The sequence below is a fragment of the Streptomyces sp. SX-6 genome, from assembly GCF_059089585.1.
Genome location: NZ_JBTHHU010000049.1, coordinates 1 through 14,548, shown reverse-complemented (window position 1 = coordinate 14,548; position 14,548 = coordinate 1). Strand labels below are relative to the sequence as shown.

6 protein-coding genes, 1 tRNA gene and 1 rRNA gene are annotated in these 14,548 nt (G+C 69.5%); 1 reads left to right on the top strand and 7 read right to left on the bottom strand.

The genetic code is table 11. From position 1 onward, the window contains the following. Nucleotides 1-35 precede the first annotated feature (35 nt). The 4 genes from ACV530_RS34365 to ACV530_RS34350 form a co-directional block, all read right to left on the bottom strand. Nucleotides 36-857: a helix-turn-helix domain-containing protein gene (locus tag ACV530_RS34365; protein ID WP_494336632.1), complete on the bottom strand. Its 822-nt coding sequence runs from the start codon at nucleotides 855-857 to the stop codon at nucleotides 36-38. Between the two features lie 183 nt (nucleotides 858-1,040). Next, nucleotides 1,041-3,665: a DNA translocase FtsK gene (locus ACV530_RS34360; RefSeq protein WP_494336631.1), complete on the bottom strand. Its 2,625-nt coding sequence runs from the start codon at nucleotides 3,663-3,665 to the stop codon at nucleotides 1,041-1,043. Between the two features lie 121 nt (nucleotides 3,666-3,786). After that, complete coding sequence (locus ACV530_RS34355; protein WP_494336630.1) at nucleotides 3,787-4,473, bottom strand: response regulator; 687 nt, start codon at nucleotides 4,471-4,473, stop codon at nucleotides 3,787-3,789. Between the two features lie 274 nt (nucleotides 4,474-4,747). Further along, nucleotides 4,748-10,237, bottom strand: a complete 5,490-nt coding sequence (locus ACV530_RS34350) for a hybrid sensor histidine kinase/response regulator (protein ID WP_494336629.1) — start codon at nucleotides 10,235-10,237, stop codon at nucleotides 4,748-4,750. A 363-nt stretch (nucleotides 10,238-10,600) separates the two neighbouring features. Here ACV530_RS34350 and ACV530_RS34345 point away from each other — a divergent pair, with 363 nt between their 5' ends. Next, entirely contained in the window at nucleotides 10,601-13,231 is a 2,631-nt protein-coding gene (locus ACV530_RS34345; protein ID WP_494336628.1) for a SpoIIE family protein phosphatase, read from the top strand. A 65-nt stretch (nucleotides 13,232-13,296) separates the two neighbouring features. Here ACV530_RS34345 and ACV530_RS34340 read toward each other — a convergent pair. From ACV530_RS34340 to rrf, 3 genes are all read right to left on the bottom strand, one after another. After that, nucleotides 13,297-13,369, bottom strand: a tRNA-Thr gene (locus ACV530_RS34340). Between the two features lie 52 nt (nucleotides 13,370-13,421). Further along, a complete protein-coding gene (locus ACV530_RS34335; protein ID WP_494336627.1) occupies nucleotides 13,422-14,111 on the bottom strand; it encodes a DegT/DnrJ/EryC1/StrS family aminotransferase in 690 nt (229 codons plus the stop codon). 119 nt (nucleotides 14,112-14,230) lie between these two features. Further along, a 5S ribosomal RNA gene (gene rrf, locus ACV530_RS34330) occupies nucleotides 14,231-14,347 on the bottom strand. Nucleotides 14,348-14,548: the final 201 nt, after the last annotated feature.

The window sequence follows — 14,548 nt, the reverse complement described above, 5'->3', positions numbered from 1 at the left end:
CTCTCCGCGCCCGCCCGCAGGTGCCGCCCGGCCGGTCAGCCCGCCACCGGATCACCCTTGGTGTAGGTCAGTTTCTGGACCTGGCCGTCGCCGCCGACCTTCTTGATCTGCTTGCCGTTCACGAACAGCTGTACGGCTCCGGCGTTGCCCAGCACCAGATCGATCCGCTTGCTGTCGGTGAAGGTCCTGGAGACGCCGCGCTTGAGCACGCCCTCCTCCAGGGTCTTGCCGTTGTGGTCCTTGGCGGACACCCAGGTCTGATCCTTCTCGGCCGTGAGCTTGACCGTGACCTTGTTGGCCGGGACGCCGGCGATGGCGCTGTCCGCGCTGTTGGAGGGGTCCGGCTTCGCGTCCGCCGGCTTGCTGGCGGCGGGCTTGCCCGGGGCCTTCGACGGCTTGCCGGACGGAGCCGCGACCGGGTCGTCGGACCCCTTCGCCCCGCCGTTGAAGAGCGTGAACCCGACGAAGCCGACGACCGCGACGATCGCAGCGACCATGGCGGCCGTCCAGTTGGGTCGCCGGGGTTCGGACCGGATCCGCTCGGCCTCGAAGACCGGTGCGGCCCGGCTGGGCCTGGGACGCCCGCCGTGCTCGGCGTCGTACCGCGCCACGAGGTCCGTGGCATCGATGCCGACGGCGCGCGCCAGCGTACGGATATGGCCTCGGGCATAGACGTCGCCGCCGCAGCGGGAGAAGTCGTCCTGCTCGATCGCATGCACGATCGGAATGCGTACACGGGTGGTCGAACTGACCTCGTCTACCGTCAGTCCGGCGTTGATTCGGGCCTGCTGGAGGGAACGGCCGATCGAGGGCCGCTCGTCGTCCGGAGTATCCGGGGGAGAGTTGCCGATGGACACGTGGGCGCCTTTCGAGCGTGCAGCCACCTGCTGGAATATCAGTCTAGGGGGGATGCGAAAGGGTCCGGCAAGCGGAAAGCCGGACTTTGTACGCCAACAGAAGGCCCTGCCGGACCGACAGTGGCTCTTCGCCCCTCCCCGCCCTCTCAACTGTGTGCGTGGCCCAGGGAAACGGAACCGGTGTCAGGAACCGCCGTCACCGCGGATCAGCGCGAGGACCCCGTCCAGTTCGTCGGGTTTGACGAGCACGTCCCGGGCCTTGGAACCCTCGCTCGGGCCCACGATATTGCGCGACTCCATCAGGTCCATGAGCCTGCCCGCTTTCGCGAAGCCCACACGCAGTTTGCGCTGGAGCATCGAAGTCGAACCGAACTGGGTGGAGACGACCAGTTCGGCCGCCTGGCACAACAGATCGAGGTCGTCCCCGATGTCCTCGTCGATCTCCTTCTTCTTCGCCGTCCCGACCGTGACGTCTTCCCGGAAGACCGGCGTCATCTGGTCCTTGCAGTGCTGGACGACGGACGCGACCTCGGCCTCCGTGACGAAGGCTCCCTGCATACGGACCGGGTTGCTCGCCCCCATCGGCAGGAAGAGGCCGTCGCCCTTGCCCATCAGCTTCTCGGCACCCGGCTGGTCCAGGATGACCCGGCTGTCGGCCAGCGAGGAGGTCGCGAAGGCGAGCCGGGACGGCACGTTCGCCTTGATGAGACCGGTGACGACATCGACCGAGGGCCGCTGGGTGGCGAGCACGAGGTGGATGCCGGCCGCCCGCGCGAGCTGGGTGATGCGGACGATCGAGTCCTCGACGTCGCGCGGCGCCACCATCATCAGGTCCGCCAGCTCGTCGACGATGACGAGCAGGTACGGGTACGGCGCGAGCTCCCGGCCGCTGCCGTCCGGCGGGGTCACCTTGCCCGCGCGCACGGCGGCGTTGAAGTCGTCGATGTGCCGGAAGCCGTAGGCCGCGAGGTCGTCGTAGCGCAGGTCCATCTCGCGCACGACCCACTGGAGGGCCTCCGCCGCCCGCTTGGGGTTGGTGATGATCGGCGTGATCAGGTGCGGGATGCCCTCGTACGCGGTCAGCTCGACGCGCTTGGGGTCGACGAGCACCATCCGTACGTCCTCGGGGGTGGCACGCACCATCACCGAGGTGATCAGGCAGTTGATGCAGGACGACTTGCCGGAGCCGGTGGCACCGGCGACCAGGATGTGCGGCATCTTCGCCAGGTTGGCCATCACATAGCCGCCCTCGACGTCCTTGCCCAGCGCCACCAGCATCGGATGCTCGTCGCCGGCGGCCTCCGCGAGCCTCAGCACGTCGCCGAGGTTGACCATCTCCCGGTCGCTGTTGGGGATCTCGATGCCCACCGCGGACTTGCCGGGGATCGGGCTGATGATCCGTACGTCCGGGCTGGCGACGGCGTAGGCGATGTTCTTGGCGAGCGCGGTGATCCGCTCGACCTTGACCGCGGGGCCGAGCTCGATCTCGTAGCGCGTGACCGTCGGGCCCCGGGTGAAGCCGGTGACCTTGGCATCGACCTTGAACTCCGCGAAGACGTTCGTCAGCGCGGCCACTATGGCGTCGTTCGCGGCGCTCCGGGCCTTGCCGGGGCCGCCGCGCTCGAGCAGGTCGAGCGTGGGCAGCGCATAGGTGATGTCGCCCGCGAGCTGGAGCTGTTCGGCCCGCGAGGGCAGGCCCTGGGCCGGTTCGGGCGCGGGCTTGGTGAGGTCGAGGACGGGGGCGGAGGGCTCCTCGGGCTGCGGGACGGGGACCGTACGTTCGTCCTCCGGCGCGATGCCGCTGCTGAGCCCGGCGACGAGCGGGGACGGCTGCACGCCGTGCAGCACCGCGCCGTCGAGCGAGGCCGCGGCGGCCGCCGCCACGTCCACGGCGTCCGGTTCACGGTCCGCGCGGCGCGGGCGGCGGCGCCTGTCGAGCGCGTCCTCCTCGGCCCGCTCCGGATCCGATGCCCTGTCAGCGGCCGTACGCCGCGGCTTGCGAGCCGGTGCGTCACGCCACTCGGCGCTGTGCCCGTCCGTGTCGTCGTCGTACTCCCCGGGCATCGGCTCTATGACCCCGAGCCGTATCCCGAGCTGCCGCAGCCGCCGCGGGATGGCGTTGACCGGGGTGGCCGTGACCACCAACAGCCCGAAGACGGTGAGCAGAAGGAGCAGCGGTACGGCGAGAACCTCACCGACCGTGTAGATCAAGGGCTTCGACGCGGCCCAGCCGATCAGGCCGCCGGAGTCCTGCATCGCCTGGGAACCGTCGCCACGGCCGGGTGCTCCGCAGGCCACGTGCACCTGGCCGAGCACGCCGAGGACCAGTGCGGACAGGCCGATCACGATGCGCCCGTTGGCCTCCGGCCGCTCGGGGTGGCGGAAGAGCCGGATCGCCATGAAACCGAGCAGTATCGGCACGACCAGGTCGAGCCGGCCGAACGCCCCGGTGACGAGCATCTTCACCAGGTTGCCCACCGGGCCGTCGAGGTTGGACCAGGTGCCGGCGGCGATGACCAGGGCCAGGCCGAGCAGCAGGAGGGCGAGCCCGTCCTTGCGGTGCGCGGGGTCGAGGCGCTTGGCGCCACGGCCCACACCGCGGAACATCGAGCCGACGCCCCGCGCCGCGCCGCGGGCGGCGCCCGCCTTGGCGGCGGGCTTCCGGGCGGGCGCCTTCCTGGCCGCGGGCTTGGCCGCCGCCTTCTTCGCCACCGGTTTCTTCGCGGCGCCACCCCCCGCGCGTCCGGCGCGCTGCCTGGAGTTGCCCGCCGTGCTCTGGGAACCCTTGCCGGACGTACGTGAAGCCATGGTGCCGAGGTTACCGTCGTCCGGCGCGTGGGACACCTGCGCCTCGGTGTTCACCCATTCGTGTCGCGATCCGACGACAGGAACGGTGACGCGGCGTCAAGCAGCCGCACACCGAGCCCAGTCAGGTCTGGGACGGCACCGGCGGCACACTGCTCCCCGCGCCCGGCTCGAGCGCGTCCAGCGCGCGCCGCAGGCCGTTGAGCTTGCGCTCCAGGTGAGCGGCGGTGGCGACGGCCGCCGCGTCCGCGGAGTCGTCCAACTGCTTGGACAGCGCCTCCGCCTGCTCCTCGACGGCCGCCAGCCGCGCCGAGAGCTCGGCGAGCAGACCCGCGGACTCGGGCGGTTCGGCCACGCTGCGGCTGGACTGGCTGCCGTTCTCCAGCTGCAGCCGCAGCAGGGCGGCCTGCTCGCGCAGCTGGCAGTTCTTCATGTACAGCTCGACGAAGACCGAGACCTTGGCCCGCAGCACCCACGGGTCGAAGGGCTTGGAGATGTAGTCCACCGCACCCGCGGCGTAACCGCGGAAGGTGTGATGCGGGCCATGGTTGATGGCGGTGAGGAAGATGATGGGGATGTCCCGCGTCCTCTCCCGCCGCTTGATGTGCGCCGCGGTCTCGAAGCCGTCCATCCCAGGCATCTGGACGTCCAGCAGGATCACCGCGAAGTCGTCCGTCAGCAGCGCCTTGAGCGCTTCCTCCCCTGACGATGCCCGCACCAGTGTCTGATCGAGCGCCGAGAGGATGGCCTCCAGCGCGAGCAGATTTTCCGGCCGGTCATCGACCAGGAGGATCTTGGCCTTCTGCACCATGGCCCGTCCTCCTCGCCCCGGCGTGGAGCTTCCCCTGCTCGAAGAGCTTGGGGAAGCTCCGGGCGCCACCCCAGGGGACAGCTCCCTTGCGCCGCCCGTCCTTGTGCCGGTCATGGTAGCCGTACCCCGGCCGTCACCACACCCTGTCACCACGATGTCACTGCGCACTTAGCGGAAACGTGCCGGGAGACGTGAAAGTTCCCGGAATGCCGCAGTCCCACATGTCCTCGGCCACACTCTGTCAACGAGCAGTCGAAGCCGGGACGGCCGCCTGTCACTCTGCGCGCATCCACTGCTCCATCACCGTCAGCAGCTGATCGGTATCGACGGGCTTGGTGACATAGTCGGACGCTCCGGCCTCGATGCTCTTCTCCCGGTCGCCCTTCATCGCCTTCGCGGTGAGCGCGATGATCGGCAGACCCGCGAACTGGGGCATCCTGCGGATCGCGGCCGTCGTGGCGTAGCCGTCCATCTCCGGCATCATGATGTCCATCAGGACCACCACGACGTCGTCGTGCTGTTCCAGGACCTCGATTCCCTCCCGGCCGTTCTCCGCGTACAGCACCGACAGTCCGTGCTGCTCCAGCACGCTGGTGAGGGCGAACACATTGCGGATGTCGTCGTCGACGATCAGCACCTTCTCGCCGTGGAAACCGCGCCCGCCGCCGGACACCGGTGTCCCCTCCTCCGCACCGCCCATGGCCGGCGGCCACTGCTCGTGCGGAGCCGGGGCCTGCGGCTGCGGGGCCTTCGCGGCCTGCCCGGCACCGGACGCGGCCCGGCCGGCCGCCTGCGCGGCCCGGCGGCGGCGCAGGAAGAGCCCCGCCGCACCGCTCGCGAACGTGTCCGGGCCGACGCCCGGTTCGTCCACCGCGCCCGTCCCCGGTGCCACCGGCATGCCCTCCTCGTCGATCATCTGGCCGCCGGACGTGAGCTGCGGGTAGCCCTCGGTGAGCAACTCACCGGCGTTGAGCGGCAGATAGAGCGTGAAGGTGGAGCCCCGGCCCGGTTCGCTCGCCGCGTGGATCTCGCCGCCGAGCAGCCGCGCGATCTCCCGGCTGATGGACAGCCCGAGGCCCGTGCCGCCGTACTTGCGGCTGGTGGTCCCGTCGGCCTGCTTGAACGCCTCGAAGATCACCCGCATCTTGCTCGCCGCGATGCCGATGCCGGTGTCCGTGACGGAGAAGGCGATCAGCTCCCCGTCCGCCTCGCGCAGCGCACCGGCCTCCAGCAACTGCTCGCGGATGGAGTCCGGTACGTCCGTACCGGCCGGCCTGATGACCAGTTCGACCGCGCCCGTGTCGGTGAACTTCACCGCGTTGGACAGCAGGTTGCGCAGCACCTGGAGGAGCCGCTGCTCGTCGGTGTGGAGCGTGGCCGGCAGTTCCGGCGAGACCCGTACGGAGAAGTCGAGTCCCTTCTCCGCGGTCAGCGGCCGGAAGGTGGCCTCCACATAGTCGACGAGCTGGACCAGTGCGATGCGGGTCGGGCTCACGTCCATCTTGCCCGCCTCGACCTTCGACAGGTCCAGGATGTCGTTGATCAGCTGGAGCAGGTCGGAGCCCGCGCCGTGGATCGTCTCGGCGAACTCCACCTGCTTCGGGGAGAGGTTGCCGTCCGCGTTGTCGGCCAGCAACTTCGCCAGGATCAGCAGCGAGTTGAGCGGGGTGCGCAGCTCGTGCGACATGTTGGCGAGGAACTCGGACTTGTAGCGCATCGAGACGGCGAGCTGCTCGGCCCGTTCCTCGAGCACCTGCCGGGCGTCCTCGATCTCGGTGTTCTTGACCTCGATGTCGCGGTTCTGCCGGGCCAGCCGCTCGGACTTCTCCTCGAGCTCGGCGTTGGACATCTCCAGCGCCCGCTGCCGGTTCTCGAGCTCCGCCGACCGCTCGCGCAGCTGCTCGGTCAGCTCCTGCGACTGCTTGAGCAGCACCTCGGTCTTGGTGTTGACGCTGATCGTGTTGACGCTCGTACCGATCATCTCGGCGATCTGGCTGAGGAAGTCCCGCTGGATCTGCGCGAAGCGCTGGAACGACGCCAGCTCGATGACGCCGAGGACCTGCCCCTCGAACAGCACCGGCAGCACGATGAGATGGGCCGGCGGTGCCTCCCCCAGCCCGGAGGCGATCTTGAGGTAGCCCGGCGGCACATCCTCCACCAGGATCGTGCGCTTCTCCTTCGCGGACTGCCCGATGAGCGTCTCGCCCGGCCTGAAGGACGTGGGCATCGAGTCCAGGGAGCAGCCGTACGAGCCGAACATGCGCAGCTCGTACGCGTCCTGGCCGCCGTCGGCCTCCAGACCGCCCGCCGGCATCGCGCAGTAGAACGCGCCGTGCTGCGCGGAGACCACCGGGGTCAGCTCGCTCATGATCAGCCCGGCGACGTCCTCGAGGTCCCGGCGGCCCTGCATCAGGCCGGAGATGCGGGCGAGGTTGCCCTTGAGCCAGTCCTGCTCCTTGTTGGCGAGCGTGGTCTCGCGCAGGTTGGCGATCATCGTGTTGATGTTGTCCTGGAGTTCCAGGATCTCGCCGGCCGCGTCCACGTCGACGCGGAGGTTGAGGTCGCCGCGGGTCACCGCGGTGGCCACCTCGGCGATGGCGCGCACCTGACGGGTGAGGTTGCCGGCCATCTCGTTGACGGACTCGGTCAGGTCGCGCCAGGTGCCGTCGACGTCGCGCACCCGCGCCTGGCCGCCGAGTTGGCCGTCGGTGCCCACCTCACGGGCGACGCGCGTGACCTGCTCGGCGAAGTCCGACAGCTGGTCGACCATCGTGTTGATGGTCGTCTTCAGCTGGAGGATCTCGCCGCGGGCGTCGATGTCGATCTTCTTGGTGAGGTCGCCCTGGGCGATGGCGGTCGTCACCATCGCGATGTTGCGGACCTGACCGGTGAGGTTGGACGCCATCGAGTTCACCGACTCGGTGAGGTCCTTCCAGGTGCCGCTCACGCCGGGGACGCGCGCCTGACCGCCCAGGCGGCCCTCCGTACCCACTTCGCGCGCGACGCGGGTGACCTCGTCGGCGAACGACGACAGCGTCGTCACCATGGTGTTGACGGTGTCGGCCAGCTGCGCGACCTCGCCGCGCGCCTCGACGGTGACCTTCTTGGTGAGGTCGCCGTTGGCGACCGCTCCCGCGACCTGCGAGATGTTACGGACCTGACTGGTCAGGTTGTTGGCCATCAGGTTGACGTTGTCGCTGAGGTCCTTCCAGATGCCGGTGACATCGCGCACCCGCGCCTGGCCGCCCAGCCGGCCTTCCGTACCGACCTCACGGGCCACCCGCGTGACCTGCTCGGCGAAGTCCGACAGCTGGTCGACCATGGTGTTCACCGTGGTGACGAGCTCGAGGATCTCGCCCTTCGCGTCGACGGTGATCTTCTTCGACAGGTCGCCCTTGGCGACCGCCGTCGTGACCTCGGCGATGTTGCGCACCTGCGATGTCAGGTTGTTCGCCATGAAGTTGACGGACTGGGTGAGGTCCTTCCAGGTGCCCGAGACGCCCTGGACCTCCGCCTGGCCGCCCAGGATGCCCTCGGTGCCGACCTCGCGCGCCACCCGCGTGACCTGCTCGGCGAAGGAGGAGAGCTGATCCACCATCGTGTTGAGGGTGTTCTTCAGCTCGAGAATCTCGCCCCGGGCGTCCACATCGATCTTCTGCGACAGATCACCCCGCGCCACCGCCGTCGCGACCTGGGCGATGTTGCGGACCTGGGTGGTGAGGTTGCCCGCCATCCCGTTCACCGAGTCGGTCAGGTCGCGCCAGACGCCCGCCACTCCGGGCACCTGCGCCTGACCGCCGAGACGGCCGTCGGTGCCCACCTCACGGGCCACCCGCGTCACTTGCTCGGCGAAGGAGGAGAGCTGATCCACCATCGTGTTGATGGTGTTCTTCAGCTCCAGGATCTCGCCCCGGGCGTCCACATCGATCTTCTGCGACAGATCACCCCGCGCCACCGCCGTCGTCACCTGGGCGATCTGCCGCACCTGCGAAGTGAGGTTGCCGGCCATGAAGTTGACCGAGTCGGTCAACTCCTTCCAGGTGCCGCTGACACCGGGGACGCGCGCCTGACCGCCCAGACGGCCCTCCGTGCCCACGTCCCGGGCCATCCGCGTGACCTGCTCGGCGAAGGCGGAAAGCTGGTCGACCATCGTGTTGACGGTGTTCTTCAACTGCAGCATTTCGCCGGACACTTCGACGGTGACCTTCTGCCCCAGATCACCGTTGGCCACCGCCGTCGTCACCTGGGCGATATTGCGGACCTGGCCGGTGAGATTGCGGAAGGCGGTGTTCACGGAATCCGTGAGGTCCTTCCACGTCCCCGCCGCACCGGCCACCTGCGCCTGACCACCGAGCTCGCCTTCAACACCGATCTCGCGCGCCACACGCGTCACTTCGCCGCTGAAGGACTGGAGCTGGTCCACCATGGAATTGACGGTGTTCTTCAACTCCAGCATCTCGCCGGAGACATCGACGGTGACCTTCTGCCCCAGATCACCATTGGCCACCGCCGTCGTCACCTGGGCAATGTCACGCACCTGCCCGGTGAGATTGCGGAAGGCCGTGTTCACCGAATCCGTGAGGTCCTTCCACGTCCCCGCCGCACCCGGCACCTGCGCCTGACCGCCCAGCAGCCCCTCGGCACCGATCTCGCTCGCGACCCGCGTCACCTCGTCGGCGAACGTGCGCAGCGTCTCGGTCATCTGGTTGATCGTCTCGGCCAGCTGCGCGATCTCGCCCCGCGCGCTGACGGTGACCTTCTGCGACAGGTCGCCGTTGGCGACCGCCGTCGTGACCTGGGCGATCCCGCGCACCTGGGCCGTGAGGTTCCCGGCCATCAGGTTGACCGAGTCGGTGAGGTCCTTCCAGACCCCCGCCACGCCCGGCACCTGCGCCTGCCCGCCGAGCTCGCCCTCGGTGCCCACCTCGCGGGCGACCCGGGTGACCTCGGAGGCGAAGGAGGACAGCTGGTCGACCATCGTGTTGACGGTGTTCTTCAGCTCGAGCATCTCCCCGGCCACATGAACCGTGACCTTCCGGGAGAGATCGCCCTTCGCCACCGCCGTCGTCACCAGAGCGATGTCACGCACCTGAGCGGTCAGTCGCGATGCCATCGTGTTGACGGAGTCCGTGAGGTCCTTCCACGAACCCGACATACCGCGCACCCGGGCCTGCCCGCCGAGCTTGCCCTCGGTGCCCACCTCGCTCGCGACCCGCGTCACCTCGTCGGTGAACGCCGACAGCTGGTCCACGAGGCCGTTGACCGTACGCCCGACCTTGAGGAACTCGCCGCGCAGCGGGTGCGCCGAACCGTCCGGCGCCTGCGCCCGCAGGTCCATCCGCTGCTCGAGATCGCCCTCCGCGACCGCCGACAGCACCCGGCCCACCTCGGAGACGGGCCGCACCAGGTCGTCCACCAGGGCGTTCGACGCGTCGATCGCCGCCGCCCAGGCGCCCTCGCAGGCACCGACCTCCAGCCGCTCGGTGAGCTTGCCCTCCCGGCCGACCACGCGCCGTACCCGCGCCAGCTCACCCGTGAGCTGGAGGTTACGGTCCGCGACCTCGTTGAAGACCGCCCCGATCTCGGCCAGTACTCCGTCACCGGACACGGTCAGGCGCTTGCGGAAGTTACCGTCGCGCATGGCCTCCAGCGCCGCCAGCAGACGGTGCAGGGCCGCCGTGTCCACCTCCGTCGTTCCATTGGGCCGGGGCCGTCCGCCCTTCGCGCGCGTGCTGCCACTTCGCGCCGCTGCGCCAGACTCCACCGTGTCCCTCCCGCGGGGTCGCCGATCCTCGTAGGGTTTTCGCTTCCAGCTTTCCCAGTGTTTCACCCGGGTGCGCCGGAGTCGCTGCCCGTCAGAGCCTAACCAGACCTCCGGGCTCGCGTTCGGGAGCTGTCCGGATCCGGCTTGTGCGACAGCATCCCCACACCCGGCGTGACTGTGCGGGCTCCTCTCCCGGTTCCCCCTCGCATATACCGAAAGAAAGCACGACGGGTCGCAGGACCACCGCATTCACTCCCGCATTCCCCTGCTCCGTTCCCCACTGCCCGGGCCGACGGTTTAGCCTGGCGGACGAATGCCGTCATGGGAATCGGGCACAGGACTCGGGGGAGCGATGAGAGGCCAATGGGGAGTGCTGTGATCACCGCGCGGGCAGCCGCCACCTTCGAACCGGTCGGACGCTCGGTCGCTTCCGCCCGTGCGTTCGTCCGGGACACGCTCCAGGGCTGGGGCTTCCCCGACATCATCGACGACGCCGTCGTCCTGACCAGCGAGCTCGTCACCAACGCCGTCGTCCACGCCGGCACCGCGGCCGACGTCCTGTGCGTCCGTACGGACGCGGGCGTGCGCGTGGAGGTCTGCGACCGCTACCCCGAGCGCGAGCTCCCGTTGCAGAGTCCCGCCCGCCAGTTCGGCGGGATCGACCGCGAGGGCGGGCGCGGCCTGCTGCTGTGCACCGCGCTGGCCGCGCACTGGGGCGTCGAGTACACCTCCACCCACAAAAAGGTGTGGTTCCGCCTCGACCTCGACGACCGTCCCGCCGGCACCCGCTCCGCGGGCCCCGCGCTCCCCACCGAGGCCCTGCCGGCCGCCGACGCCCGCGTACGCGTCGCGGTCGTCCAGATCGACCGGACAGGCGGCATCAGCGCCTGGAACGACGACGCCGAGCACCTCTTCGGCCACAGCGCGGACCAGGTCACCGGCAAGTCCCTCGCCGACTTCGCCGCCTGGCCGCACACCCCGGGCACCTCCACCGGCATCGCCGAGGCCCTGCGCCTGTCGCGCTGGGAGGGCTCGTACGGCATAAGGGGCGCCGACGGGCGCGTCATCCCCGTCTACGGCTCCCACCTGCGCGTCCGTGACAACGAGGGCGCCCCCTCCACCGTCTGTCTGCTGGTGCGCGACGAGGAACGTGCCGTCCTGCAGAGCCCCCAGCGCTCCCCGGCCACCGACTCCGCCGCCGACCGCGGCACGGCGACCGACCCCTTCGAGGTCTTCATCGGCTCCCCCGCCCCCGACGACCTCGACGGCCTCCTCCAGCGCACCGTCGAGCGCGCCCGCGACATGCTCGACGGCGACGCCGCCTATCTGCTCCTCGCCACGGACGACGAGACCGAGCTCGAGGTACGCGCCTCCACCGGGCTGCCCTCCGCCCGCCAGCGCTTCGCCCGCGTCCCCGTCGAGGCCGGTACGGGGCGCTACGGCTCCGCCCGGATGCCCGCCGTCCACGACGACCTCAGCGCCGTCCCCGGCGCCGTGCCCCTTCTCATCGACACCGGCATGCGCTCCGTCGTGACGGTGCCGCTCAAGGTCGAGGGCCGGCTCACCGGTTCGCTCGGCGTCGCCGCCGAATCCCCCCACCGGTACGGCAACGAGGAGGCACTGCGGCTGCAGTTCGCCGCCGACCGCATCGCCCTCGCCGTCGAGTCCGCCCGCCTCGGCGAGCTCGAGCGGCTCCGCCGCGGCTCTCTCTCCTTCCTCGTCGAGGCCTCCGACCTGCTGGCCGGCACCCTCGACCGCGACCAGACGCTGGCGCTCATGGCCCAGATGACCGTCCCCACGCTCGCCACCTGGTGCGCCGTCTACACCATTGCCGACCAGGCCTCGGAGCCCGAGCTCTCCTACGTCCTCCACGAGGACGAGGACCTCATCGACGGGCTCAAGGCCCTGCTGGCCAAGGTCGCACCGCCCGACCCGGTCCCCACGCCCGGCGCCCGCATCTGGACCGCCCCCTCCGATGCCGCCCACGCGAAGGGGCTCCGCGCCGCACTGCGCAGCCTGAGCCTCGCGGACATCACGCACCACTCCCCCGCCCCGGGCATCTCGCTCGCCACGGCGTCGGCCGTCGGCGGCGAGACCGTCGTCCTGCCGCTCGTGGCCCGTAACCGCGTCATCGGCATGCTCACCCTCGGCAAGCCCACCGACGACCACTTCCGCCAGGAGATCCTCGAACTCGCGGAGGACCTCTCCCGCCGTGCCGCCCTCGCGCTCGACAACGCCCGCCTCTACAGCGAGCGCACGGCCATCAGCCAGAGCCTCCAGCGCAGCCTGCTCCCGCCCGGCATGCCGGACATCCCGGGAGTGGAGGTCGAGGTCATCTACCGCGCCGCCGGCGAGGGCAACGAAGTCGGCGGTGACTTCTACGACCTCTTCCCGATCCGCGACGGCGCGTACGGCTTCGCCATCGGCGACGTCTGCGGTACGGGCCCGGAGGCCGCCGCCGTCACCGGCCTCGCCCGGCACGCGCTGCGTCTCCTCGCCCGCGAGGGCTTCGGCGGCCCCGCGGTCCTCGAGCGGCTCAACGCCGCCATCCTCGACGAGGGCGCCCGCAGCCGCTTCCTGACGCTGCTCTACGGGGAGTTGTGGCCCCAGGAGGACGGCAGTGCCCGGCTGAAGGTCGTCTGCGCGGGCCACCCGCTGCCCCTGCGGCTGCGCCAGGACGGCACCGTCGAAGCGGCCGCCGAGCCCCAGCCCCTGCTGGGCGTCATGGAGGACCTGGAGCTGTACGAGCAGACGGTCACCCTCGACCCCGGCGATGTCCTGCTGTGCGTCACGGACGGGGTCACGGAACGCCGCGAGGGCACCCGCATGCTCGGGGACGACGGCCTGGCCGAGGTCCTCACCACCTGCACCGGCCTCACCGCCGGCGCGGTCGCGGCCCGGGTGCTGCGAGCAGTCGAACGGTTCGCCGCCGAGCCCGCCTCGGACGACATGGCGATCCTCGCCATGCGCGTGCCCGAGCCCCCGAAGGCCTGACCGCCCCAACTCCCCGTACATACAAGGAAGGCCCCCGCCGAATGGCGAGGGCCTTCCTTACTCTGAGCCCCAAAACGGAATCGAACCGTTGACCTTCTCCTTACCATGGAGACGCTCTGCCGACTGAGCTATTGGGGCCAGCAACGAGATAAAGCATACCCGACTTTCGCACGTGCTTTTGACCAACCACCTATGCGGCCATGGGCAAGAGCCCGCCGAGCCCGTTGCACACCGACACCAGACGCTGCAGCTCACGCCGCGTCACACCCTCTCCCGCGGGAAGAGCGAGGCAGTCGTCGGCGGCCCGCTCGGTCTCGGGGAGCCACAATTCCCGCCTGTACGCGGGAGTTCGGTGTACGGGCGTCAGTACGGGCACGTGGCACCGCACTCCGCGCGCATGCAGGGCACGCGCGAAGGCGTCCCGGTCGGGCCGGCCATTGCCGGGAACCCGGACCACGTAGCAGTGGTAGCTGTGCTCAATCCCGCTCGCCACGCGCGGTGTTATGACTCCGGTCAGACGGGCGCCGAGATACACGGCATTCAGCCGCCGCTGCCGCCGGACTTCCGCGTCCGGGACCGCACGCTCGACATGTTCGACAACTGGCAACAACATGCCGTTGTACGCCCGAACTTGAAGGGACGTCAGTTCAATCGGCTGCCCGAAGGGGCTGACGGGGACAACAGCGGCGGTACGCGGTGTCACCGCTTGCGCCACAGCCGCGGGCTCCAGGCAGAAGCTGTCCGCATCGATGTCCGCGAACACGGGCACCGCCCCCACGCTCCGAACTGCCTCGGCAGCCCCGGCCGTTGCGTACGAGGGCACAATGACCTCGCTGCCGCCCCGCACTCCCGCCGCCATCAGCATCTCCGCTGTCCCCATACCAGCGGATGGTGGACGCGGAACGTTAACTCGACATGACGCTCCGCACTGCATTACGGAAACAAAAAAGCTCTGGTGTCTGAACCAACGTTCAGACACCAGAGCTCATTTGAAAAATTGTTCGGCGGCGTCCTACTCTCCCACACGGTCCCCCATGCAGTACCATCGGCGCTGAAAGGCTTAGCTTCCGGGTTCGGAATGTAACCGGGCGTTTCCCTAACGCAATGACCACCGAAACACTATAAAGTTGAACTCCAGCCAGCAAAGGCGAGTTCGTTACTTCAGAACAAACACAGTGGACGCGAGCAACTGAGGACAAGCCCTCGGCCTATTAGTACCAGTCAGCTCCAACCGTTACCGGTCTTCCACACCTGGCCTATCAACCCAGTCGTCTACTGGGAGCCTTACCCACTCTAAGGTGGTGGGAGTCCTCATCT

Bases quoted from the DNA above. Each gene is read 5' to 3' on its own strand.
- ACV530_RS34360 (WP_494336631.1), bottom strand. From the start codon at position 3,665: ATGGCTTCACGTACGTCCGGCAAGGGTTCCCAGAGCACGGCGGGCAAC.
- ACV530_RS34355 (WP_494336630.1), bottom strand. From the start codon at position 4,473: ATGGTGCAGAAGGCCAAGATCCTCCTGGTCGATGACCGGCCGGAAAAT.
- ACV530_RS34345 (WP_494336628.1), top strand. From the start codon at position 10,601: ATGGGGAGTGCTGTGATCACCGCGCGGGCAGCCGCCACCTTCGAACCG.
- ACV530_RS34335 (WP_494336627.1), bottom strand. From the start codon at position 14,111: ATGGGGACAGCGGAGATGCTGATGGCGGCGGGAGTGCGGGGCGGCAGC.